This is a genomic window from Halarsenatibacter silvermanii (genome assembly GCF_900103135.1).
Lineage (GTDB): Bacteria > Bacillota > Halanaerobiia > Halanaerobiales > Halarsenatibacteraceae > Halarsenatibacter > Halarsenatibacter silvermanii.
Genome location: NZ_FNGO01000001.1, coordinates 84,681 through 107,696, shown reverse-complemented (window position 1 = coordinate 107,696; position 23,016 = coordinate 84,681). Strand labels below are relative to the sequence as shown.

Annotated in this window: 21 protein-coding genes and 1 riboswitch; of the genes, 12 read left to right on the top strand and 9 right to left on the bottom strand. The window is 48.4% G+C overall.

Annotated elements, in window-relative coordinates; translation table 11 throughout:
• Positions 1-55 precede the first annotated feature (55 nt).
• Together BLT15_RS00490 and BLT15_RS00485 are read right to left on the bottom strand one after the other, a co-directional pair.
• Positions 56-766, bottom strand: a complete 711-nt coding sequence (locus BLT15_RS00490; RefSeq protein ID WP_089757595.1) for a C39 family peptidase — start codon at positions 764-766, stop codon at positions 56-58.
• A gap of 278 nt (positions 767-1,044) precedes the next feature.
• Positions 1,045-2,442, bottom strand: coding sequence for a L,D-transpeptidase family protein (locus tag BLT15_RS00485; RefSeq protein WP_143422981.1), 1,398 nt, complete (start codon positions 2,440-2,442; stop codon positions 1,045-1,047).
• A gap of 353 nt (positions 2,443-2,795) precedes the next feature.
• On the opposite strand from BLT15_RS00485, the gene BLT15_RS00480 reads away from it, so the two are divergent.
• The 6 genes from BLT15_RS00480 (at position 2,796) to BLT15_RS00455 (ending at position 6,972) form a co-directional block, all read left to right on the top strand.
• On the top strand, positions 2,796-3,551 hold the full coding sequence (locus tag BLT15_RS00480) for an SIR2 family NAD-dependent protein deacylase (RefSeq protein ID WP_089757593.1): 756 nt from the start codon (positions 2,796-2,798) through the stop codon (positions 3,549-3,551).
• A gap of 93 nt (positions 3,552-3,644) precedes the next feature.
• Positions 3,645-4,013, top strand: a complete 369-nt coding sequence (locus BLT15_RS00475; protein WP_089757591.1) for a hypothetical protein — start codon at positions 3,645-3,647, stop codon at positions 4,011-4,013.
• Between the two features lie 95 nt (positions 4,014-4,108).
• Positions 4,109-4,675: a TMEM165/GDT1 family protein gene (locus BLT15_RS00470; protein WP_089757589.1), complete on the top strand. Its 567-nt coding sequence runs from the start codon at positions 4,109-4,111 to the stop codon at positions 4,673-4,675.
• Positions 4,676-4,718: 43 nt separating this feature from the next.
• A complete protein-coding gene (locus tag BLT15_RS00465) occupies positions 4,719-5,513 on the top strand; it encodes an inositol monophosphatase family protein (RefSeq protein ID WP_159429741.1) in 795 nt (264 codons plus the stop codon).
• Between the two features lie 127 nt (positions 5,514-5,640).
• Positions 5,641-6,171, top strand: coding sequence for a flavodoxin family protein (locus BLT15_RS00460; RefSeq protein WP_089757585.1), 531 nt, complete (start codon positions 5,641-5,643; stop codon positions 6,169-6,171).
• 69 nt (positions 6,172-6,240) lie between these two features.
• On the top strand, positions 6,241-6,972 hold the full coding sequence (locus BLT15_RS00455; protein WP_089757583.1) for a hypothetical protein: 732 nt from the start codon (positions 6,241-6,243) through the stop codon (positions 6,970-6,972).
• 164 nt (positions 6,973-7,136) lie between these two features.
• Here BLT15_RS00455 and lipA read toward each other — a convergent pair whose 3' ends face one another.
• The gene (gene lipA, locus BLT15_RS00450) at positions 7,137-8,009 is read right to left on the bottom strand and encodes a lipoyl synthase (RefSeq protein WP_089757581.1); all 873 of its coding nucleotides are present in this window, start codon (positions 8,007-8,009) and stop codon (positions 7,137-7,139) included.
• A 4-nt stretch (positions 8,010-8,013) separates the two neighbouring features.
• Positions 8,014-8,832, bottom strand: coding sequence for a lipoate--protein ligase family protein (locus BLT15_RS00445; RefSeq protein ID WP_089757579.1), 819 nt, complete (start codon positions 8,830-8,832; stop codon positions 8,014-8,016).
• Positions 8,833-8,974: 142 nt separating this feature from the next.
• Here BLT15_RS00445 and BLT15_RS00440 point away from each other — a divergent pair, with 142 nt between their 5' ends.
• Entirely contained in the window at positions 8,975-9,709 is a 735-nt protein-coding gene (locus tag BLT15_RS00440; protein WP_159429740.1) for a pirin family protein, read from the top strand.
• A 6-nt stretch (positions 9,710-9,715) separates the two neighbouring features.
• On the opposite strand, the gene BLT15_RS00435 is transcribed toward BLT15_RS00440, so the two are convergent.
• Positions 9,716-11,077 (bottom strand): MATE family efflux transporter, encoded by a 1,362-nt coding sequence (locus BLT15_RS00435; protein ID WP_089757575.1) that lies wholly within the window; start codon positions 11,075-11,077, stop codon positions 9,716-9,718.
• 202 nt (positions 11,078-11,279) lie between these two features.
• Here BLT15_RS00435 and BLT15_RS00430 point away from each other — a divergent pair, with 202 nt between their 5' ends.
• From BLT15_RS00430 to BLT15_RS00415, 4 genes are read left to right on the top strand one after another with little or no spacing between them, the layout of a single operon-like run.
• Positions 11,280-11,873, top strand: a complete 594-nt coding sequence (locus BLT15_RS00430) for a class I SAM-dependent methyltransferase (protein WP_159429739.1) — start codon at positions 11,280-11,282, stop codon at positions 11,871-11,873.
• Positions 11,874-11,921: 48 nt separating this feature from the next.
• Positions 11,922-13,487, top strand: a complete 1,566-nt coding sequence (locus BLT15_RS00425; protein ID WP_089757571.1) for a S8/S53 family peptidase — start codon at positions 11,922-11,924, stop codon at positions 13,485-13,487.
• Between the two features lie 3 nt (positions 13,488-13,490).
• Positions 13,491-14,039 carry a macro domain-containing protein gene (locus BLT15_RS00420; RefSeq protein ID WP_089757569.1) on the top strand — a complete coding sequence of 183 codons (549 nt, stop codon included), beginning with the start codon at positions 13,491-13,493 and terminating at the stop codon, positions 14,037-14,039.
• A gap of 1 nt (position 14,040) precedes the next feature.
• A complete protein-coding gene (locus BLT15_RS00415; RefSeq protein ID WP_234985445.1) occupies positions 14,041-14,589 on the top strand; it encodes a DJ-1 family glyoxalase III in 549 nt (182 codons plus the stop codon).
• A gap of 85 nt (positions 14,590-14,674) precedes the next feature.
• Here the strand turns inward: BLT15_RS00415 and glgP are convergent, their stop codons facing one another.
• Positions 14,675-16,312 (bottom strand): alpha-glucan family phosphorylase, encoded by a 1,638-nt coding sequence (glgP, locus tag BLT15_RS00410; protein WP_268762206.1) that lies wholly within the window; start codon positions 16,310-16,312, stop codon positions 14,675-14,677.
• Between the two features lie 173 nt (positions 16,313-16,485).
• Between glgP and pulA the strand changes: the two genes are divergently transcribed.
• Positions 16,486-18,399, top strand: a complete 1,914-nt coding sequence (gene pulA / locus BLT15_RS00405; RefSeq protein WP_089757566.1) for a type I pullulanase — start codon at positions 16,486-16,488, stop codon at positions 18,397-18,399.
• 347 nt (positions 18,400-18,746) lie between these two features.
• Here pulA and mgtE read toward each other — a convergent pair whose 3' ends face one another.
• The 3 genes from mgtE to BLT15_RS00385 form a co-directional block, all read right to left on the bottom strand.
• On the bottom strand, positions 18,747-20,126 hold the full coding sequence (mgtE, locus tag BLT15_RS00395) for a magnesium transporter (RefSeq protein WP_089757562.1): 1,380 nt from the start codon (positions 20,124-20,126) through the stop codon (positions 18,747-18,749).
• Positions 20,127-20,388: 262 nt separating this feature from the next.
• Positions 20,389-20,560, bottom strand: a riboswitch (M-box (ykoK) riboswitch).
• Between the two features lie 106 nt (positions 20,561-20,666).
• Positions 20,667-21,782, bottom strand: coding sequence for a glucose-1-phosphate adenylyltransferase subunit GlgD (gene glgD, locus BLT15_RS00390; protein WP_089757560.1), 1,116 nt, complete (start codon positions 21,780-21,782; stop codon positions 20,667-20,669).
• A 24-nt stretch (positions 21,783-21,806) separates the two neighbouring features.
• Complete coding sequence (locus tag BLT15_RS00385; protein ID WP_089757557.1) at positions 21,807-22,985, bottom strand: glucose-1-phosphate adenylyltransferase; 1,179 nt, start codon at positions 22,983-22,985, stop codon at positions 21,807-21,809.
• Positions 22,986-23,016 lie beyond the last annotated feature (31 nt).

Below are 23,016 nucleotides of genomic sequence, written 5' to 3'. Positions count from 1 at the left end.
TTAAAAAGATCTTCTCCATATCAGCTGTTTCGGAGAAGAAACGGTTAAAAATAGTTCAGGTGATATCTGAAACTGGAGGAGGTTCAACGGTTATAAAAAGCTGAGAGAAAACGGGGAGCTGGTTCTGCCAGATCTCCAGAAATTTTTCTTCAGACAGGGTTCTGTTGCCTGGATCGCTCCGGCTGCGATCGAAGCTGCTGACCTCGGAATCGTAAAAATAAAGTTCGCTTTTTTCCGAATCGAATCCGATCAGAACCATATAATGCTGCCAGCTGATTCCCTGACCAACCAGAACGATAACCGGGATTTCTCTGGCAGCATAATGTTTTATATGCTCCAGATCCCCGGTTCGGGCGGAGGCATTTAAACTGTTCTCCTCAAAATTTCTCATTATGCGGTGGGGCGGCACTCCGATATCCACAGGTGAGTTATATGAAATTTCCCTGTACACGTCTGAGCCATAAACCTCATCGCCGTAATATCGCCTGATGAAGGCGGTAACGTAGCCTGCACACTGGTTGTGGCCCTGGACATCAAAACTAAGTGATATTTCAGGTATATGTGAGTCTGATGAAGGAATATGATTGCTATAGCCCGAGGCCTGACGGGGCAAAATTTCCGGCAGAAAACTGTGCGGGGAAAAGTAGGGCAGCATGAAGATTGCCGTGGCAAATAAGATGCTGGCCAGCAATGCAGCCAGCAGCAGCTTTATAACCAGTATAATAGTTGACTTTTCTTGCGAAAAATCATTGGAATTTCTGGCCATTTTACTGCTCTCCTTTACTTCAGGCCTTGAGGCTCTATAAGTGATCATATCGACCCACTTCGGCCTGATAAAGTAATGCGGCTAAATTATGAGAACATGAGCATATTTTTATCATAAAAATATCATATTTATATCACAAACTTATTATAATATACTTTTTATTAAAAATCAAGAAGCCCCGTCTTTATCCGACGGGGCCTTTAAAAATTATATCCAGATATGAATTCAGAGGTCGATAAGCGGTATTAACTCATCGATATTGACCAATTCGATATTGATCAATCAAATTCTAAAGCCTGTTCGAGATTTTCATTTCGACTGTAAATATCACCATAGTAATTGAGGCTGCCGTCTTCATAATCAGGCTTTACGGTGAAATATGTCAGATGTATATCGATCGGATCGGGCAGATTGACCAGAGTTTCCTCGCGCTCATTAATTTTCTTTTGAACTCTCTCCTCATCCCAATCATTCTTTTCTTCCAGCAAATAATGGGTCAGCTCAAGAGGCTTTTCCATTCTTATACAGCCAGAGCTGTAGGCCCTATAACTCTCATCAAAAAGATGCCTATCGGGAGTATCATGCAGATTTATCTGATGTTCGTTGGGAAAACGAAAATTAACCCTGCCCAGAGCATTTTGCGGACCGGCTTCCTGCCAGATATAATAGGGAAAATTATCCTGATTTTTTTCCTGCCAGTCTATCTCTTTGGGATCGACCTCGACAAATCGATCCTCTTCTTCCCGGTAAATTCGAAACTGCTTTTCCTCAAGATACTCTAAATCCTCCTGAATTTTAGGCAGGTGGTCACTAACGGCGATGGAATTGGGCAGATACCAGCGTGGGCTCAAAACCAGATGCGTAATCCGGCTGCTGATATCGGGAGTTTCTCTGTTCGTTTCTCCGACGACAGTTTTCATATCCAAGATGCGTCGATCATCCTCAAAGACTTCCAGGGTAAATGAGGGCTGATTGGCGATAATAAAGCGATCTCCCAAATCCTGCGGCAGCCAGCGCCACCTTTCCAGATTAAGCTTGAAAGATTTGATCACATCCGCTTGTTCACCTGTTTCAATTCTCTCCGCCAGTTCCTCTTTAAGCTGCCAGTAATATTGATGAGAAGGCTGTAATTCCTGCAGGGCGGGATAGAATTCGCCGCTGGAAATAATCCTTTCCAGCACCCCGCGAAGATGCTGTTTGTGCTCGGCCGAAAACTCGCGTCTTTCCAGGTTCTCGCTTTCCAGCTGTCCTAAAGCCAAATCGCCCATCATGCGGAGAAAACCATCAGTTAATTTTAACTCCATCTCCGCAATCCGGTCGGGGCTGGCCTCCTGAAAATTTTGCCGGGACAGGGAAAACCAGATGCCGTTTATTTCGTTGAGGTTGTAATCATCGACCACAAGTCCACGCTTATCGGCATCGCTCAAGAGAGAGTAGAGTTTTTCTCCCAGGGTTGAGAGCCCTTCATCATCGACCCATATCAGTTCATAATCTCGATTGCGATAAATGTCCGGCAGCACGGTTGAAGTCTTGTAGTTGTGTGAGTCTGAATTTATAGTTTCGCTGAGATAGTCGGGCAGAATTTCATCGGTAAATGCTGTCTGTGCCCGAGCAGAATCTGCCCCCGACAGGCTCATTCCGGCCGTAAAAGTGACCAAAAATAAAAATATAAACATAATTCGACATATCTGGCCGGCCCGATAATGTTTTTTTAACACTTTGTATTCACCTCTTATAAAGAATAAATACTAGTCTTTAACTCACCTTATCACAAAAAGACATTTTTGTTAACCTGTTGAACTAATAAATTATTATTATTTTTCTCTACAAATTTTAATCATATTTTCTAAAAAATTCTCCACCTGAGCAGCTCAAAGACATAATCATCGGTAGATATCATTCCGGACCAGCTTTGAAAATTTCTGCTGAACTTTTGCTTTCATGACCTTTTTCGCTTTATAATTATAGTCGAATAGTCAGAGTTTATCAATATTTATTCTTCAGCAGCTCATAAGGAGGGAAATTATAAATGAAGTCAGAAGACAGAGAAAGTTCACTGCAGCAGGCGGCCACCATGATTAAAGATGCTGATTATTTAGTCGCTTTTACAGGAGCGGGGATTTCGGCTGAAAGCGGCATCCCTACTTATCGCGGTGAGGATGGACTGTGGGATGAATATGAGCCGGAAAAAACCGCTTCGCTGAGCGCTTTTCGTGAAAATCCTCGTGTTTTCTGGAAGTTCATCAGGGAGACGGCTGTCGAGAAAGAAGCCAGCGCCAATCCGGCCCATAAAGTTCTGGCCGGCTGGGAAAAGGATAACAGACTTAAAACTGTTATAACGCAAAATATCGATCTTCTGCATCAAGAAGCCGGCAGCAGCGAGGTGCTGCCGCTTCACGGTTCGCTCGCAAAGGCCCGCTGCCTTGACTGCGGCGCCGAATACAGCTGGACCGAGATAGAGTCGATGATCGAATCTGAAGGCATTCCCGTCTGTCGCAGCTGTGGCAGCGAAAAAGTCAAACCCGGTGTGATTTTCTTTGGAGAGAGCCTGCCCCGGCAGGTTTTTCGCCGGGCGGAAAAAGAGATCAAAAGATGTGATGTTCTGCTTGTAATTGGTTCCTCTCTTTCTGTATATCCAGCAGCTGAACTGCCCGCGCGGGCGAAGCGATCGGGAGCAGAACTTGTTTATGTGAATGCTGATCGGGGCCAGAGACCCGAGATATTTGATATTATTATTACCGGCAGGGCCGGCAGTATTCTGCCCCGGCTGGAAGAAAAAATTTAGAGGGCAGCGGCTGAACATTAGTTTGCACAGGAAGTGTAAGTATGGTAAAATAGTGTTGTCGATTGTAAATTCGAGCTGAGGAGGGGAAAAGAGGTGAGAGAGGATAAGAAATGGATTTCACTGCAGCTTGTTGGGCATAAAAAAGGTCTGAAAGAGTTTGAGCGGGACAGAAGAGAGGGAAAGAGTTCTGCCGGGGCTGGCTGCGAGAGAGCAGGAAAGTCTGATCGGGAAATAGCTGATCTGCTCGGTCGGGCCTGGAATCAAAAGCTCAGAGTTATAATAACTTACTGTCGAAAAGATTGCGGCGAAAATGAAGGGAATTCCGGCTTCAGAATTTCACAAAGGCGGAAAAAGTGCCGGGGGAAAATAAAATTCCTGCAGAGAGATAGTCCTCAGGTGATCATGGCGACAGGAGAAAGACTCGATCTCGGAGAAATTCTCGACATAGAAATTTTGGGTTAACTTTTTACTTGACTGTAGGGGAAGTATGATTTATTATTTATGGTAATGGTTAAAATAGTGAGGAAGCACAATAGCAAAAATCAGGAGAATGGATAATGGAACTGATAGTTGCCGTTTTCATGGCAGTATTTTTTGCAGAAATGGGCGATAAAACACAGCTTACTACATTGATAATGTCCGGCTGCCCCTTTCCCCGCCAGGTATTTCTCGGGGCTATATCTGCACTTTTTCTGGTGACGGCCATGGCAGTCGGAGCAGGCAGGGTGGTATTCGAACTGGTGCCCGAAAATATCATTGTGCTGACAGGAGGCATCTTCTTTCTGGCAGTGGGAATCGTAGCTTTTTTCAGTCGAGGATCCGCAGAGGAAGATCAGCGAGCTATAGATTGCGAAAAAAAGGCCTTCACTCTCACCTTCAGCCTGGTTTTTTTGGCCGAGATGGGAGATAAAACTCAGCTTACGGTTATGAGTTTTGCTGCTGTAAGCGGCCGGCCTCTGGCTGTGCTGGCTGCCGCGATGGCAGCTCAGAGTATAAATCACGGACTGGCTGCATTTATGGGCTCTAAACTTCTTTCGCGTATTCCCCATCGCACTGTAAAAACGCTGTCAGCATTGATTTTTCTGGGACTGGGCATATTGATCATAGCTTTTTCCTGGCTTTGATGAATTTTAATCTGCAGGTTTGATGAAACCGGGAGGAATAAAAATGGCTTTCAGACCGGATATCGATATCGAAACAGTAAAGAGCTGGTGTCGTGAGGTGGGGGATTATCAGCTTGATAATTTTGAAGGCGATATAGATTTTGAGAGCAAAGATCAGAAGATAAATCTCGTCTCGGAGGTCGATAAAAAATCCGAGAGCATGCTCATAGAAAGAATTGCCGGTGAGTTTCCGGATCACTCCGTGCTGGCTGAAGAGCGGGGAGAGGACCGACAAAAATCATCTGTGCGCTGGATTATCGATCCTCTCGACGGCACCGTCAATTATATTCACGGATTTCCCATCTTCTCTATATCCATCGCGGTTTTCCAGGAAGAAACACCCGAACTGGCTGTAGTTTATCTGCCAGTGCGGGATGTATTTTTTACGAGCCGCCAGGGTGAAGGAAGCTGGCGTGATTCTGAGAGGCTGCAGGTCGATGATCAGGCGGAGCTGTCGACGAGCATTGTGGCCACGGGCTTTCCCTATGACCACCAGCAGGAGAGTGAAGAGGTGCTGAATTATCTGGAAGAAATCATTCCCCGGGCGGGAGGCATAAGAAGAACCGGCTCGGCGGCTTATGATCTGGCTCTGGTTGCTGCAGGGATATTCGGTGGTTTCTGGGAGATCAAACTCTCCCCCTGGGACGTTGCCGCGGGTATATTGCTGGTAAAAGAAGCCGGCGGCCTGGCCTCCGATTTTTCCGGCCGGGATATAAGCCTCTCCGGAGAGGAAATTGTGGCAGGTTCGCCGGGGGTACATGACGAACTCCTGACCTTTTTGCAGCAGGCCGTCAGATAATATCCGGGAATTATGCTTTAATTTGCTTTTTGAAGCTGAAGCTTCTATAATGTTTTTATGAGTATGAGAAGCAATTCATACTGGCAGGGTCAATTTAGGTAGAAGCCGATGCCGGGAGGTTTCAAAAATGGAGACTCTGATTGTATATTACTCAAGAACCGGTACCACCCGGGAAATTGCCGACAGGCTGTCCGTGCATCTCAATGCTGATCTGCTGGAGCTGGAAGACAGCCGTGATAGGTCAGGAATTTTTGGTCTGATACGTTCCGGCTTCGATGCCCTCACCTCCAATGTTACCGTCATTGATGATTTTGACCATCAGATTGATGAATATGATGCTATAATTATCGGCACCCCGGTCTGGGCGGGGAAAATGACTCCGGCTGTACGCACTTTTTTGCTGGGAAATGCCGGTGTTCTTCCCGAAGTAGCTTTTTTCGTAACGCTGGCCGGATCAAGCCCCCGCGGGACCCTGGAGGGTATGGAGGAGCTGGCGGATAAAGAACCGCTGGCCAATCTCATACTGAATAAGGATGAAGCTCTGGGACAAAAAGGGGATAGAGATAAAGAAATAGAGGAATTTGTCCGGATGATCTGTGACAAAATTGAGGAGAAGCCCGGGGATACCTGCGAAGCCAACAAAAAAAGTCCGATATAATGATAATAAATATATCTGAATTGGCGGATAACAATCATTTACAATATATCCGCTAAAGGAGGAATTAGTGTGCCACAACAGGAAGATATCCAGAGAGCTCTGGAAGCTACAGAAATTCATCATTTTCCAGAAAAATATCTTTCGACATCGGAAAAAACTAGACTGCATTATTTCGTGCTGACAGAACCTGCATACCTGGAAATATATCCCGAAGAGGGACCGGAAACCAGAATAAGAGAGGGCTGGATTACCTGGGAAAAGCCCAGACTCATAACGCCCGGTTATCTGCTTCAGGCGGATGGCTTTAGCGATGAAGCCCGGGAAGCACTCAGAATGCTGGCTGGAGAACATCCGGATATGGCCAGCATATTCTACAAAATGAATTATGCTCAGAAAATTGATGAAGTGAGGACCATGCCTCAGGCCATCGGAGAAACCGCTGCCAGGCTGGAGGAGGAGCAGTCCGAAGCTGATAATTTTCTGACTGCCATAGTCAGCGGTCTGGAGGAGCTGTGGGATGTTTCCCTGATGAAATTTATTCAGGAATACGTGATGGAGAGCGCTCAGGAAAATCAGGTGCCCGAGATGGAATCGCGGGGTTATCTGAGCAGAGATGAAGAAGGTCCGCCGCAGGTCACCCGCACTCTGGAAGGTCTGCCGATTGCGGCTCGCGATGAAATCGAGAAGTTTTTTGAAAAGGTGGAGGCCGGCGAGGCCCCGCCCTCAGAGCTGAAAAAAGAGCTGGATCGCTGGGGTGTTTATAAGCAGTACGAGGACAGGTTTCTGAAGCTTTTTAAATAGAGAAGGAAAAAATTTAAGAGTGATGCCCGGAATAATCCGGGCTCAAACTGGAAGGAGGGCGATGCTATCGCCCTCCTTATATAATTTGCCTTCAAAAATAAGCTTTTTTGCCGCACCTATTTACCGGCTGAAATCAAGAAGAATCCAAAAAATTCAATTTATGCTCAGCTGTTGAGCAGTTCGCGGCTGCTTTTGTCGGCCAGATAAGAACTGCGCACATAGGGACCGGCTATTACCTGCTCAAAACCCAGATCTTCAGCTTTCTCTTTTAAACGTTCAAACTCCTCCGGACGAATATATTCCTCCACCGGCAGATTGCTGTCAGTGGGCTGGAGATACTGGCCCATGGTCAGAATCTGGCAGCCAGCTCCGCGCAGATCCTTCCAGACCTTCTGGAGTTCCTCTTCGGATTCGCCCAGTCCCAGCATTAGTCCGGATTTAATCATCATTTCTCCTTCGGCGTCTGCCATCTTTGAGAGCAGCTTTAGAGACCTTTTATAATCGGCTTCCGGTCTGACCCGGCTGTAAAGAGAGGGGACCGTCTCTATATTGTGGTTGAAAATCTCCGGCTGTGCTTCCCGGATTAATTTGAGAGCTTTTTCCTCCAGCTGGAAATCGGGTGTCAGAACTTCGATGGTAGCATCTGGCTGGGCAGCTCGAATTGCTTCGATGACCCGGACAAATTGCCTGGCCCCTCCCAGCGGCAGATCATCGCGAGTCACCGAAGTTATCACCACGTGGTTTAAATCCAGGCGGATAACCGCCTGAGCCAGTCGGTTGGGTTCTGTTAAATCCACCGGCAGGGGAGAACCGTGTGTTACCGCGCAAAAATTGCAGCTGCGGGTGCAGCGGCTGCCCAGAACCATGAAGGTGGCGGTATCACGAGAGTAACATTCACCTATATTGGGACAGCGGGCGTTTTGACAGACAGTGTTGAGTTCCAGGCCTGCCAACAGCCGGCGGGTATTCATCATCTCTCTTTGAATCGGGTCTTTTTGGCGCAGCCAATCGGGCAGTCTGCTTCTATTCTCTGTCATTTTCTCACCTCCTGTAGTTCCAGGTGCTGTTTTTATATTTTTCCCGGGCGAGTTCCCCGGCAAGCCTGCGCTCTTTTTCTGTGAGCGAACCGGCTTTTAAATCGATAGATAGAGCTTCGGATATGCCTTTGCTGAGAGCTGCGCTCAGATCCTCAAAACTAAGAGAATCAGCTCCCAGTTCATCCAGCGAGGTCGATTTGAGCGAGTAAAAACGACGCATTTTTTCCCTTTCGTGATCGCTGGAAAAGTTGAAGAGATCAAAAATTTTTTGGCTGTCCTGGCGAAAGGGGAGTGAACCGTGCTGTAATATTGCTCCCTTTTTTCTGGTCTGGGCGCTGCCTATGAGTTTTTTACCATCACTGACAATTTCATACCAGGAAGGGGCATCAAAACAGGCTGAGGACTTTCCGGAGGGGGCTTTTTTTCCCTTCTGGCGGGGTTTGAGTTCTGCCGGGACCCCCACCTTTTGTAATCCGCTCACCAGTCCTTCGCTTATCTGACGGTAGCTTTCCACGACGGAGTCGGAAAGGAGGTCGAGATCCTCGCGAACTGTCAGGCTGTAGGTCAGCTCCTCGTCATGAAGAATAGCACGGCCGCCTGTCAGCCTTCTTACGATATCTATGCCTTTTTTACGGCAGGCCTCACGATCGATATCCTCTATCTGCTGAAAAAAACCCAGCGACAAAGCCGGGGGTTTCCAGCTGTAAAATCGCAGAGTGGGCGGAGTGCTGCCCTCCCGATGAGATCTCATGATGGCCTCATCCACGGCCATATTATAATGACCTGCAGCTGGATCGGTTATCAAAAGCCGCCATTCTGGCATATTTGGCCTCCTTCCCGGATTATTATAACATAGAAAAACGGCTGCTGCCAGAAGAGCAATCTGGAAACGATGGCGTCAAAGTTTTTGGTTGAAAACTATTCCAGATCAGATATAATTGTAATTGAAGGGGAGTGAATTACTCGTGATTAACAAAAATAGAGTTATTGCAGCTGAAGAGAAGTCAGAAGGAGAGGGAGCTTTAGTCAACAGGTTGTTTCCGACTGCTGAAATTAATCATCTCGATCCCTTTGTGCTGCTGGATGAATTTCAGGTGGAGCCGCCCAACAGTTTTGCCGAACACGGCCACCGCGGTTTCGAAGCTGTGAGCTATATTCTGGAAGGTGGTCTGAAGCACAGCGATAATCTCGATAACGAAGCTGCTGCCGAGGCGGGAGAACTGCAGTATTTCCGGGCCGGAAAAGGGATCAGACATTCCGAAGAACCGGTCGGAGAGGGTTTGAGTCGTGGTATTCAGCTCTGGATAAATCTGCCCCGGGAACTAAAAGAGACCAGCCCTGAATACCGGCTGATAGCTTCCGAAAATATCCCCCTCCAGGAAAAACCGGGACTGCGCATAAAGACCATTCTGGGGCCAGGAGCGCCGCTGGAAGTGTCAGCAGACGTCATCATGCAGGATGTGGAGCTCAGCCGGGAAGAGACATTCAATCTGCAGCTTTCGGACAGACATCAGGGACTGATATTTGTAATCTCCGGTGAACTGCAGGGGCAGAAAAAAGTCGCCCGGCATCAGGGTTATCTTCTGGCGCCGGCAGCCGGGTGCGAGCTCAAATCAACTGCTGAGAGCTCCAGGTTTATCGTTCTTATAGGCGAGCCCCTGGAACAGGAGATAAAGATAGAGGGTGGAGCTGTGCTTTAAAACTCTCTAAATCTCCTTTGTTTTCCAGGTCCCCCTGCGAAACCAGATCAGGAGCACCAGAAAACCCAGCATCTTGGCGAGCAGAATGCCCCACCATATTCCCTGACGCCCCCAGCTCAGTTGATAGGCGAGAAGATAGGAGAAGGGAATTTGAAACCCCCAGAGTGAAAGCAGCCTGAAAAAAGTCTGCTGGGCTGTTTTGCCGGCCCCGTTGAGTGCACCGCTGAGAACTATCTGAGCTCCAAGAAAAGCGTAGGCAAAACCGACGATATTTAAAAATTCTGCACCGACTTCGACCACCTGGTCTTCCGCCGTGAATACAGCTATTATATCAGAGGAAAAGATGAGCAGCAAAACGGCCAGTATCAGCATAAAACCGAAAGTTATTCTGGTTCCCAGCGAGGAAACTTTTCCGGCTTCGTCAGGGTGGTCCGCTCCCAGGTGCTGGCCGACCATTATTCCTGTCGCCCGGCCCATACCAAAAGCCGGCATGCGGATCATCGAAGTAACCCGATTGGCTATACCCCAGGCAGCCACAGTTGTCGTGCCGAAGCCCGCCACCAGCGAAGTCATAACGGTTATTGCTATAGCCAGACCGGAGTCTCCGAAAGCTGCTGGCAGGCCGATGCGAAAGATTTTCTTGATCAGCCCCGGATCAGGGATGAAATGTTTTGGTCTGATTTTGAGCTGGGTGAGTCCGCGCAGCATAATATAAATACCGACAATGCCGGCTGCCAGCCGCGAGAAAACGGTGGCTGCTGCAGCTCCGGCTATTCCCATTTCTGGGAATACCGACCAGCCGAATATCAAAAAGGGATCGAGAATTATATTAGCAATTACCGAAATGATTTTGATCTTCATCGGAGTTATGGTGTCTCCGATGCCCTCAAGAGAAGCCGAGAAGACGAAATATACAAAGATTATAGGTATGGCAGATACGAATATATTGAAATATTCCTCGGCCAGGGGCAGAACTTCGGCTTCAGCACCTATGAGAATTAACATTTCAGTGCTGAATATTCGGCCGGGAATCATAAAAAGCAGCGAGATCAGCACGGCAAACAAAAGCACCTGGGCTGCTGCCCTTCCGGCATTATCGTGCTCTTCGGCTCCGGTATACTGAGAAACAAGGGAAACACCTGCTATCGAAAAACCTGTCCCCATCGAAAATACGATGAAGAGAAGGGGAAAGGATAGGGTGATTGCGGCTAAATGTTCAGCACCGAGTCTGCCTATCCAGAAAGTATCTGCCAGCTGATACATAAGGTGCATTCCCTGTCCTACTATTATCGGCCAGGATAATTTGATCATCGTCGGTATGATAGGCCTGTCTATGATATTTTCCTGTGCTTCAGCCTGCTGTTTCATCTAAAATTACCACCTACTACAGAGATAGAACCCGATGTCACGATAAAGACGATATAATTAACCCGCAGGAAAAAGTATATCAAGCAATGTTTGAATCTGCAACCTTATTAGCAGCTGGAGTCCTGGAATTCAAAGAATGCCGGAAGAAGGTCTCCGGTTATTTTTCCAGAAATATAATCAAAAGCCAGGAGGTGACAGAATTATGTCCAGAGTATTCAATCCCCAGAATAGTTCCCGTCTTTTGTCCGAGGAGAGAAAGGAATGGCTTCCTCCCAAAAAAATTTTGGAAGCCTGCGGTCTAAAAGAGGGCGACCAGTTTTTTGATGTAGGCTGTGGCAACGGATTCTTCAGCCTGCCGGCTGCTGAAATGGTGGGAAGTGAAGGAGAAGTTCACGGGTTCGATATATCCTCCGATATGCTGGAAGAACTCTCCGAGCGGAGGGCAGAAAGCGATCATACCAATATCTATCTCCATCAGGTGGAAGCTGAGGGTCTGCCGGAAAACCGCATGCCGGGTTTGAATGGAAGAGCTGATGTGCTCTTTTTTGCCAACATACTGCATGAAGTTGAAGACCCCGGAGAATTTTTCGGCTCCTATCTGCGGCTGCTCGAAGAGGAAAGCGGCAGAGTTGTCATCCTGGACTGGCGCTATGATGAGATGGAGCCAGGGCCCGACCTGGAGGAAAGACTAAAATCGGGAGAGATCAAGGCTATACTCAAAGAGAATGATCTGGAGATTATTTTCAGCAAAATTTTAAATAAACGCTTTTACATGTTTGTAGGTGTCAGTGCTTAGAAAGCTTATAAAAGTTTCTCAGCCAGCAATTTTATGAGGAAGTTATAAATGCGCAAAATAACCAAAATCCTGATAATCTGTCTGTTGATAATTCTCGCCGGCTTCGCCTGGCTTTCTCATCTGCATCGTGAGAACAAAGAGAGAAGCTCAACTACGGTTTTTGTGATAGATGCTGGTTTTCAGCCGGAAGTGCGGAGAGAAGTTCAGCCACGTTCCCCCGCTCCGCTGCCCGGACACGGGCAGCTCACCTCTGATTTGATCGCGCGCCGGGCCGGAGAGCTGGCGGTAATACGAGAGCTGGAGCTGGAGGGAGCCGGTGAGAAACGCAGACAGAATTTTCTCGAACATCTGCTTTATATAGGCGATTATGCCCGGGCCAATCCCGATAAAAAAATATTTGTCAATATCAGTCTGGCCTTTTCCGAACCCTCGCCGATTGAGAAAAGGGCAATCGAAGATCTGGAAAGATTAGATGTGCTGGTGGTGGCCGCTGCCGGCAACAGCGGAGATGAAAGGGTGTTTTATCCGTCCGGTTATGCCGGGGTTTTGAGTATCAGTGGAGCTTCTTCGCGGGGCAGGTATAATTATGCCACCTATGGCGAACATATTGATCTTGCAGCTCCGGGAGGGGTACGCCGGCTGCTTCCGCGCGACTTTGGTTCTTTTTCTCTGACCCGCTTTGAATCACAGGGCACCTCTTTTTCCGCTCCCCGGGTCGTCGGAGAACTGGCCCGCCTGGCTGCTCTCACAGATCAGGAAGTCGATCCCGGGCAGCTGGCTGAGCTGAGTCAGCGCAAGGCTGCCAGTATCTCAGATGATATTTATCGCGAGGGGCTTCTGGGCAGCGGATTGTTTCAACCCGGCCATCTGGAGAGATATTTCCTCCCTGAACTTTTCTGGCGCACCCGCCTTCTATATCTTCTGGCGGTTATGATCCTGCCGACCATCTATTTTATGACAGGCGATTTCACTCGCTGGCGCCGCCGCAAAAGTATAACTGCCGCGGCCGGCGAGAAAAAACTGGCTGATCTGGCCGAAAAAGTCCCCGGTGACTATATCTCGCTGATCGATAAGAAGTTGCGCAGCTCCAGACATATGTCCCGGAGGAAATTCTGCCGGTATCTTTTAAAAGATGAGGTCGATTTCTCCAGAGTTGCAAATTTTTTGGGAGAATTATCGGAGGAAGAGGTATATCATCTGCTGATCGATGTGCTTGAACAGGAAAAGATAGACCCCGAAAAGCTTGCGCATAATCTGGTCAGCGTTGATAGAAATCTCGCCCGCAAAATGACCAGGAGAGTTGACTGGCGCCGCCGGGCGGAAAAATGCGACCGGAGAGAACTCGAGATGAGATTTTTGCTGCGTAATTTTTTGGAGCTGAGAAGTTTTGCAGAAGCCGGAGAACTGGCAGCGCTGATAATCAAAAAATCCTCTTCACCCTGGCTGCTGCATTATTCTCTGCGGGCTTTAAAACGCCTGGATTCCTCTTTGGGGGAAATCGGCCTTAAAACGGGTGATCTGCAGCGGCTGGAAAATTTAGATCACCCGCTGATTGCCGGCGAATTGAGCGGAATCAGGGCGAAAATCCAAAATAACGGATTGGAGGTGGAATGATCAATGAAAGAAGCTGAACGCGGCGAAGCGCGGCTCAGGCTGGAACAGGGAGATATATCCAGACAGCAGGATGTTGAAGCTGTTGTTAATGCTGCTAATGCCCGATTGGAAACTGGAGGAGGAGTAGCTGGAGCCATTCATTCGGCAGCCGGGCCTGAACTGGCGGAAGAAGCCAGTCAGTATGCTCCCATAGAGCCCGGTGAAGCGGTGATCACCGGAGCCCATAAGCTCCCCAATGACTTCGTAATACACTGTCTGGGGCCGGTTTACGGCCGCGATAAACCGGAGGATGAGCTTCTGGCCAGGTGTTATCGGGAATCTCTCAGGCTGGCAGAAGAAAATGAGATTGAGCGGCTGGCGTTTCCTGCTATCTCTACCGGGGCTTTCGGCTATCCCAAACGTGCGGCGGCAGAGATAGCTCTGCAGACGGTGCTGGAAGAGATGCCGGAGCTGGATGTTGTGCGCCTGATAAAATTCGTTCTTTACAGCGAATCGGACCTCGAACTCTTTGCTGATGTTCTGGAGAATGCAGTCAGGGAGGGGGAGAAATAAATTGAACAGCAAAATTGTTGTTCCGTTGGCGCGCGGTCTGGAAGAGATAGAGGCCATCACAATTGTGGATACCCTTCGCCGGGCGGGCAATGATGTTACCACCGCCGGCCTGGGCAATACCAAGATAGAGGGTTCTCATCAGATCAAGCTGCAGGCCGATCAGCGCCTCAAGAATATAAATGCCCGTGTTTTTGATGGTATAGCTCTTCCTGGAGGCATGCCGGGAACTGAAAATTTAAAACACGAATCCCGGGTGATTCAACTGGTGAGGGAGTTTGATGCCACCGAGAGGCTGGTGGCGGCTATATGTGCAGCACCTCTGGTTCTGCTCGATGCCGGGATACTCGAAGACCGGGCGGTGACCAGCTATCCTTCCTTTGCTGACAGATTTTCCGGGCTGGATTACAGGCAGCAGCGGGTGGTGAAGGACGATCATATTATCACTTCCCGCGGACCGGGAACGGCTCTGGATTTTTCTCTGGAGATTGTTGGCTATCTCAACGGGCCGGAAAAACGGGCCGAGCTGGCGGAAAATATGATTCACATTTGAGAATATAAAAAGCCCGGGGGTTATAATTATCCCCGGGCTTCAATGTGGTGCGTATGCTGATGGCCCCTGTTGTTTATGTCGAAAATTAAATCATATAGAGCATCTTGTAATAATCATCCATCATTCTGCGAGCCGAGAACTTTTCATGGGTGGTTTTGAGGCTGTATTGCATCATCATCAGCCATTTTTCTCTGTCATCATAATAGGTAGGAATAACTTCGTTGCCCAGCACATGGTAGAGGGCATGTAAATCGTGTTCATCCTGCCCCTCACCTACATAGGCATCACCGAACTGCCAGCCGTTGATGCCATGCTGACAGGCCTCCGCCCACCAGCCGTCGAGCGTGCTCAGGTTGAGAACGCCGTTCATGGCGGCTTTCATGCCCGAGGTTCCGCTGGCTTCGAGAGGACGACGGGGATTGTTGAGCCACACGTCACAGCCTCTGGTCATCAGGCGGCCTATCTTGATATTATAATCCTCCAGATAAACGACGTTTTCCGGATATCTTTCGGAAATATCTATTATGCTGGCGATGATGTCCTTGCCTATATTGTCCTCGGGATGTGCTTTTCCGGAGAAAACCAGCTGAATCTTGTTGTCTTCCAGCAGAGGTCTGATCGTGTCCATATCCCAGAATATCATATCGGGTCGTTTATAGCTGGCTGCCCTGCGGGCGAATCCGATCAGCAACCTGTCGTCATCGAGATACTGATCGTTTTCTTCGGCTATAAACTCCAGCAGTTCTTTTTTATTCTCCTGATGCAGCCTGGAGATCTCCTCCTTGTCGAAGAGAGCCTCATACATTCTTTCGTCGACCCAGCTGCCGCGATGAACACCGTTGGTAATCGACATTATGGGTGCGCGATCATCCACCTCATTCCACATATCCCGGGCGGTGATGCCGTGCAGGCGGGCAACTCCGTTGGCGCGGGAGGAAAGTCTGAGTCCCGCTACAGTCATGTTAAAGGGATTATTCCCTATATGTTCCATCTGTTCGCGGTTTAAACTGTTGAAAGCGCCCATGCGCTCGAGATTTTCTATCGGGTGAGACTCATTACCTTCTTTTACCGGTGTATGGGTGGTGAATACGATTTCATCCCGCGTTTTTTTCCAGGCCTGATGAAAATCCGGTTCTTCCTGCTCTTCCATCTTCTCTCTAATGAGCTCAGTACCGGCTAAAGCGGCGTGACCTTCGTTAAAATGATAGATGTCGATCTCTATATCCAGTTCGCGCAGAGCTTTAACTCCCCCTATACCCAGGACTATTTCCTGAGCAATGCGCTCCTCGGAAGAACCCACATAGAGGCGTTTGGTGATTTCGCTATACTCTCCGTTCTCTTCCAGATTGGCATCGAGCAGGTAGATGATATTGTTGTTAAATTTTTCTACCTTCCATATTTTACATTTAATCTCCTGATCTTCTACGGTAACTGTAACCGAGCTTCCGGTATCTTCGACGTGTTTGTAATTCTTTTCTTCGGCAGCAAAATTGTCATAGGGACGACCATAATCATCGATGAGCTGTTTGGTATACCCTTTACTCCACATGATGCCGATACCCACCAGGGGCAGATTGTTTTCCCGGGAGGCCTTCATTATGTCTCCGGCCAGTACTCCCAGACCTCCGGAATAAATCCGGAAATCCTCGTGCAATCCGTATTCCATACAGAAGTAGGCTATCCTCGGCAGTTCTTCTATTTCCTTATCGATTTCTCTCTGCAACTTGATGATCACCTCGGTAAAGATTTTTGTAAATCAGCAAAGAAAAATTGAAAATTTAAGAATTAATCCCCCTATGTTCGTTTACTTATATCCTTTTTAATTATATAATAAATAAGGAGAATAGTAAAATCCAATCCTTAAATTGTCGATAAAAAGCGGGGAGGAGTAAATTCTTGGCGAAGACTTCCAGTCAAAACGATCCTGATGTATCGAAAAAAAGAACGTTTAACAGAGAAAAGCTGGGGGCATTTTGCAGCCCTAAAACCACGATTTTTCACTTCTGGGTAAAGGATGCCCAGGCGGTAAGTATCAGTCTCACCTCCAGGGAAGAAGGTCCGGCCGAAAGGACTCTGGATCTTTATCCGCTGGCCGACAATTACTGGTATCTTCAGCTCGATGAGGACCTTCATGGAACCTATTACTGGCTGGAAATCAACAGGGAAGGCAGAATATACAAGGCTGTCGATCCCTGGGCTAAAGCAGTCAGCACCAACAGTCAGCGGGCGATAGTGGTCGACACCTCCAGGACCGATCCCGAAGGATGGCAGGAGGACAGCCGTCCAGATTGTGATCGGGCGGTCGATGCAGTAATTTATGAGGTGCATGTGCGGGATTTCAGCAGCCACCCCCAGTCAGGCATGGAAAACCGCCGTCAATATCTGGCTTTCACCGAGGGGGGAACCACAAATTCTACCGGCCTGAGCACCGGCCTGGATCATCTTGAAGAGCTCGGCATAACTCATGTGCAGCTGATGCCAATATATGATTTTGCCACGGTCGATGATACAGACCCCGAGGATTACAACTGGGGTTATGACCCATACTGTTATAATTCGCCCGAAGGTTCTTATGCCTCCAATCCGGAAGATCTTTCGCGCATTACCGAACTCAAGCAGCTTATCATGGCTTTGCACGATAGAGGTATAGGTGTCATAATGGACGTGGTTTTTAATCATACCTACCATACCAGACATTCCCCTATGAATCTGATCGCTCCCGGTTACTTCTACAGGTGGGAAACTGAGTATGAGGTTGCCAATGGATCAGGGGTGGGGAATGAGGTGGCGACAGAACGCGAAAAAGTACGCGATTTTATTCTGCAGTCAGTGACCTACTGGGCGGAAGAGTACCATATCGATGGGTTCCGCTTCGATTTGATGGGACTTATCGATCGAGAGACGATGTTTGAGGTGAGGGATAGGCTGGATGAGATCGATGAATCGATGCTGGTCTATGGTGAACCCTGGTATGCCCTTTCTCCCAATATTCCCGAGAAGAGGCTGATGGTCAAGGGAGCTCAGCGCGGCCGCAGAATTGGTGTTTTTAACGATGAATTTCGCGAGGCCATAAAAGGCGACAACGATGGTCCTGTCCCTGGTTTTATCACGGGCCGGGAAGGACTTGAACACGAAATCAAAAAAGGTGCGGTCGGACATATACCCTATCGAGAATCATTGATGGGACTGGCCGATGAACCCGGCGAATCGATAAATTACGTGAGCTGTCACGATAATTTAACTCTCTGGGATAAGCTGAAAAAAACCTGTCCGGAAAGAAGAGAAGAGGTGCTGGTTCAGCTGCATCGCTTTGCCCACGCCATAATTTTCACCTCCCAGGGAGTGGCCTTTATGCACGGCGGAGCGGAGTTTCTGCGCACGAAATACGGCGATCACAACTCCTACAAATCGGGAGATCGTGTTAATGCTCTCAAATGGAACCGCAAAACACGGTATCAGGAGACCTTTGAATATATCCGGGGTTTGATTGAGCTTCGGCGCGAGCACCCGGCCCTGAGGCTTCCTGACAGTCAGGCGATCCGGGAGAATCTGGAATTTCTCGATACTCCGGAAAAAACTGCAGCCTTTAAACTCGGCCCTCATGCCGGCGGGGATTCCTGGGCTGAAATACTGATTATTTACAACGGAAATTGGGACTGGACTAAAATAGGCCTGGGAGAAAGAAAAAAACGACATGTGGTGGTCGATGAAAGCCAGGCCGGCCTGGAGACCATCAGAAGTTTTCAGGATGTGGAAGTTGAACTGTCCCCGCACAGCGCTATGGTGATGCACTGTGAAACTGTAAGGTGAACAGCAGATTTAAAGGGCTTATATATAACAAAAATTGCCGGGGTTTTAAGAGCATCGGAAGATATAAAGCAGAGTGATACTCGAAATTTTTCGAATCTCAGGTTAAGTCCCTGGCCAAAAAATAGTGTCCCCGGCTCAGGATGTGCCGGGCTGAGCGGGAGCTCAGGGACAAGCTTTTGCGAAGAGAGCGCAATTTTTTTGGCCGAAAACTAAACTTATGCCGGGGAAAAATTTCATTAAAAAATAAAAAATCCGCCTCACCGGCTGTTGAGCCGGCAGGGCGGATTTTTGCATTTTGAGAGCACATTTTTTGAACCCAAAATTTTCAATCCATCAAAATGTACGGTTTAAAGCATATGGCTCATAAAGAGATTGGCCAGCGAAAAGTAAATCACCAGCGCGGTTATATCCTTCAGCGTCGTTATGACGGGATCAGAACCGGCGGCCTGGTCGAAATTGAAACGGAAGAGTATATAGGGAATTATGAAGCCGAGGCTGCTGGCAAGGGTGATTGTAAGCGCCATGGACAAAAACACCGTCAGACCGAAGCCGGGAATCCCCTGCCAGTAATGAGCTATCACGCCTGAAGCTGCTCCCAGTATCAGTCCCATGCCGAGACCTACACTCATCTCTTTAAAAAAGTAACGTTTGAACTGGCGCACGTTGACGTGGCCCAGAACCAGACCGCGGGCGAAGATGGTCGATGACTGAGTGCCTACATTGCCGCCCATATCCATTATGACCGGAATAAAGACAGCCAGGGCTGCTATTGCCTCCAGAGTTTCTTCGAACCCATCGATAACCCCTCCGGCTAAAAGACCTCCGGCCAGAGCTATCAATAAGTAGGGGATTCTGACTTTCCAGATCTGGGGCAGCGAGCCCTCGATCATGGTGCGGCTTTTGGTAGCTTCATCGGAGCGCAGCGAGCCCAATCCGGCCATCTCGAAGATGTCCTCTGTTGTTTCCTCCTCGATGATTTCGGCGGCGTCATCGACAGTTACCGTGCCGACAAGTCGATTTTCATGATCGACAACCGGCAGATTGACCAGGTCCTGTTCCTGCATCAGCCGGGCAGCTTTCTCCTGATCAACATCCGTATTGACCTTGACAGGATAGGGCTTCATTATATTTTCAACTTTTTCGTCAGGATCGGAAAGAACCAGATCCTGCAGGGGCACTTCTCCCTCCAGCACTCGAGTTTCATCTGTCACATACAGGCTGAGAATGTTCTTTTTGTGGTCTTTTATGGATCTGACCTTTTCGAGAGCTTCTTTTACGGTCGATCCCTCCTCTATGCGGGCATATTCCGTCGTCATGATTCTGCCGGCGGTTTCCTCTTCATAACCCAGAAGTTCCGAAGTTTCCTCTCTTTTTTCCTGACTCAGCTGATTTAGCAGCCGCTTGGCAACTCCTGCGGGCAGCTCATCCAGGAGCCGAACTCTGTCATCAGGAGCCAGTCTTTTGAAGGTGTCGGCCGCTTCCGTACCTGCGAAGTCCTTGATCAGCGCTTCCTGCAGTTCAAGATCCAGTTTTTCGAACACCTTGATAGCTGTATCCTTTCTCAAAAGCCGGAAGCTCACCACCCTGCTTTCAGAATCCAGCTCCTGCATGAGCTGCACCAGCTCGACCAGATCGGCATCGTTTAACAGCTGCTTCAGTTTTTCCAGCTTCTCCTCATGCAAAAGTTCGATCGCCTGTTCATAAATACCGGTGCTTACTTTCTGCATCCTGTTCTTAACCTCCTCTTATGGTTTTGGTATCAAATCGTTATTTTCAAAGCCACCGTGAAAAGCAGATGATCGCAGGATGAGTCCATGCTTTAACACCTCCAGTTATAATGGTTTTTCTCTCCTGACGCGGAGATGAAAAGGCGGTAAAACCTTACAGCAGCAGATATCTAAATAAAGTAGAAAAGGCTTCCCTCACGGGAAGCCGTATGCTGCCGGCAGAGCCTGCTGGAGAGGGGCATTTTCTGCCGGCGGCTGTATTTCAACGTCTCCTCGTCAGGGATTCAGCACTGACCGACGTAGATGGCATATGCACCATCAGCTACCTTGGACCTCCCTTATGCCGGGTGGGCCTGTTTTACCCGTTGGCGTCTCTGGACGTTTCCGGGCAGCAGCATCTTTTCGATCAGGAGCCTCACTTAACAAGAACTGTACTGGTTATTTAGTTGTGGCGGGTGAAAATCGGTACGAAAATGATCCTTTTCATCTCCGCAGGTAATTATATGATACTCGGAAAAAATTGTCAAGCCCGGACAGAGATCAAATCTGCGATCCTTTTTCCACAATCAGCGGGAAGCTCGAATCTCCTTTGAGCTCCTTGCCAGGGGAAACTCTCACGTTTTTATCTGTTATAACATTCTCCAGCACTACATCTTCTTTGATCTGGCTTTTTTGCATGACTATGGAATTCTTTACTTTAGCTCCTTCAGCTATTTTCACCCCGCGGAAGAGAATCGAGTTTTCGACCTCGCCGGCTACATAGCAGCCGTTGGCTGCCAGCACATTTTTGATTTTCGATTCTGGAGTGTATTGAGTGGCGGCCTCATCTTTCGGCTTGGTGTATATGGGCCCTTCCTTCTCCAGCAGCTCGGCGAAAATATCGGGCTGTAGAATTTCCATGTTGCGGCGGTAAAATTCGCTCAGGGAACCGATTATAGCCACATAATTGTGAACAGGATAGGCCCTGACATCGTACTGGCTGAGCCGGGAGGCGATTCCGTTCTTTTCGAAATCCCACTGGCCGATCGATACGGATTCGTCGATCAACTCGATCAAGAGATCCTTGCTCATCACGTATTTTTTGAGCGAAATTTTGGTATTGCGCCGCGTGTCGGGATCTATTTTCATGTCGATAACACGATCATCAGCGTCCAGAGTCAGCGTGGTGTAATGAGAGTCTCGATGAAGTGTTTCCAGATCCTTGTAAACAACGGTAATATCGGCGTCCGAACTGCGGTGAAAATCGAATATTTCCCTGTAATCAAGATTGCAGACCACAAAAGGGTAGTCGACTATAACGTATTCCTGGCGGGAGCGATGCAGGTAATCCTTATTGGTATAAAAGTTTTCCACGTCTCCCTTATAGAGCTGAGATTTATCGTAAATATGAGCCGGAGGCAGCAGAAATAAACCATCCCGCTTGGTATCGAGCCCCCAGGGTTTGCCGGGGCCTATGTGATCGAGCAGTGAGCGGAAACGGCTTTCAAGCATGATAGCCACATTGGTGATGCCTGAGTTGACCATATTGGAGAGGGGAAAGTCTATCAACCTGTATCTGCTGAATATGGGAACGGAAGCCAGCGAACGGTGGCCGGTGATCTCTTTTAATGAGATTCCCTGCGGATTATTGTTGATAATGCCCATTACATTGTCCATATATTTTGTGATCCCTCCCTGTTTTTATCCTATCGTCGAACCATTTTCGATCGTCTGACCGTGAGTTATCGTCTCGCCTTCACCTATAACGGTCACATCCAGCTCTCTGTTCTCGCCCACCCCCACGCGGGCGTTGTCGCGGATGACGGAGTTTTGCCCCACGATGGCTTTATTGATATAAGCATCCTCCTCTACGGTGACATTGGGCATCAGCACAGAATTTTTGACCACGGCGCCGCGGGCTACCGAAGTTCCATAAAAAAGCACCGAAGAATCGACCCTGCCCTCTACTTTAGTTCCTTTATTGATCATCGCGTTGGAAATTTCAGCTGTCTCGGAAATGTACTGCGGTGGCCTGTTGGGGTTGACGCTGCAGATGATCCAGTCGCGGTCATAAAGGTTCAGATTTTTCTTCCTTTCTTCGAGCAGATCCATATGACCATTCCAGTAACTTTTTATAGTGCCCACATCTTTCCAGTACCCGGAAAATTCATAGGTGTAAAGAAAACGATCATCATTGAGCAGGGAGGGTATTATATTCTTGCCAAAATCGCGATCGGACTCAGGATTGGCGGCATCGGCCTCCAGATAATCGCGCAAAAGAGGCCAGTCGAAGACATAAATGCCCATCGAAGCTAAATTGCTGCGCGGCTCGTCGGGCTTCTCCTGGAAATCATTTATGCGTCCATCTTCGTCGGATATCATCACGCCGAAGCGGGTGGCCTCATCCCAGGAAACCTCCCTGACAGCGATAGTGGCCTCAGAATCTTTCTTTTTGTGGTGATCGATCATCAGAGAGTAATCCATTTTATAAATATGATCGCCCGATAAAACCAGCACATAATCGGGATCATAAAGATCGATATATTGAATATTTTGATAGACTGCATCGGCTGTGCCCTGGTACCAGCGTCCGCCCGAATCGCTCAGATAGGGCGGCAGCACCGTCACCCCGCCGTCGCGGCTGTCAAGATCCCAGGAGCTGCCGTTGCCTATATACGAATTAAGCACCAGCGGCTCGTACTGGGTCAAAACTCCGACGGTATTGAGCCCAGAATTCATGCAGTTGCTGAGAGGAAAGTCGATCAGGCGGTATTCGGCACCAAAAGGAACGGCGGGTTTGGCAATATTTTTGGTCAGCACCCCCAGTCTGGTGCCTTTTCCACCGGCCAACAGCATGGTGACTACTTCCTTTTTGGACATATAATCCCTCCTCTAGGGAAATGTTAAAGAA

Coding starts and splice junctions, on each gene's coding strand:
- BLT15_RS00480 (WP_089757593.1), top strand. CDS start 2,796: ATGAAGTCAGAAGACAGAGAAAGTTCACTGCAGCAGGCGGCCACCATG.
- glgD (WP_089757560.1), bottom strand. CDS start 21,782: ATGGACAATGTAATGGGCATTATCAACAATAATCCGCAGGGAATCTCA.
- BLT15_RS00425 (WP_089757571.1), top strand. CDS start 11,922: ATGCGCAAAATAACCAAAATCCTGATAATCTGTCTGTTGATAATTCTC.
- BLT15_RS00420 (WP_089757569.1), top strand. CDS start 13,491: ATGAAAGAAGCTGAACGCGGCGAAGCGCGGCTCAGGCTGGAACAGGGA.
- BLT15_RS00465 (WP_159429741.1), top strand. CDS start 4,719: ATGGCTTTCAGACCGGATATCGATATCGAAACAGTAAAGAGCTGGTGT.
- BLT15_RS00460 (WP_089757585.1), top strand. CDS start 5,641: ATGGAGACTCTGATTGTATATTACTCAAGAACCGGTACCACCCGGGAA.
- BLT15_RS00430 (WP_159429739.1), top strand. CDS start 11,280: ATGTCCAGAGTATTCAATCCCCAGAATAGTTCCCGTCTTTTGTCCGAG.
- BLT15_RS00435 (WP_089757575.1), bottom strand. CDS start 11,077: ATGAAACAGCAGGCTGAAGCACAGGAAAATATCATAGACAGGCCTATC.
- BLT15_RS00485 (WP_143422981.1), bottom strand. CDS start 2,442: ATGTTTATATTTTTATTTTTGGTCACTTTTACGGCCGGAATGAGCCTG.
- lipA (WP_089757581.1), bottom strand. CDS start 8,009: ATGACAGAGAATAGAAGCAGACTGCCCGATTGGCTGCGCCAAAAAGAC.
- mgtE (WP_089757562.1), bottom strand. CDS start 20,126: ATGCAGAAAGTAAGCACCGGTATTTATGAACAGGCGATCGAACTTTTG.
- BLT15_RS00490 (WP_089757595.1), bottom strand. CDS start 766: ATGGCCAGAAATTCCAATGATTTTTCGCAAGAAAAGTCAACTATTATA.
- BLT15_RS00445 (WP_089757579.1), bottom strand. CDS start 8,832: ATGCCAGAATGGCGGCTTTTGATAACCGATCCAGCTGCAGGTCATTAT.
- BLT15_RS00385 (WP_089757557.1), bottom strand. CDS start 22,985: ATGTCCAAAAAGGAAGTAGTCACCATGCTGTTGGCCGGTGGAAAAGGC.
- BLT15_RS00470 (WP_089757589.1), top strand. CDS start 4,109: ATGGAACTGATAGTTGCCGTTTTCATGGCAGTATTTTTTGCAGAAATG.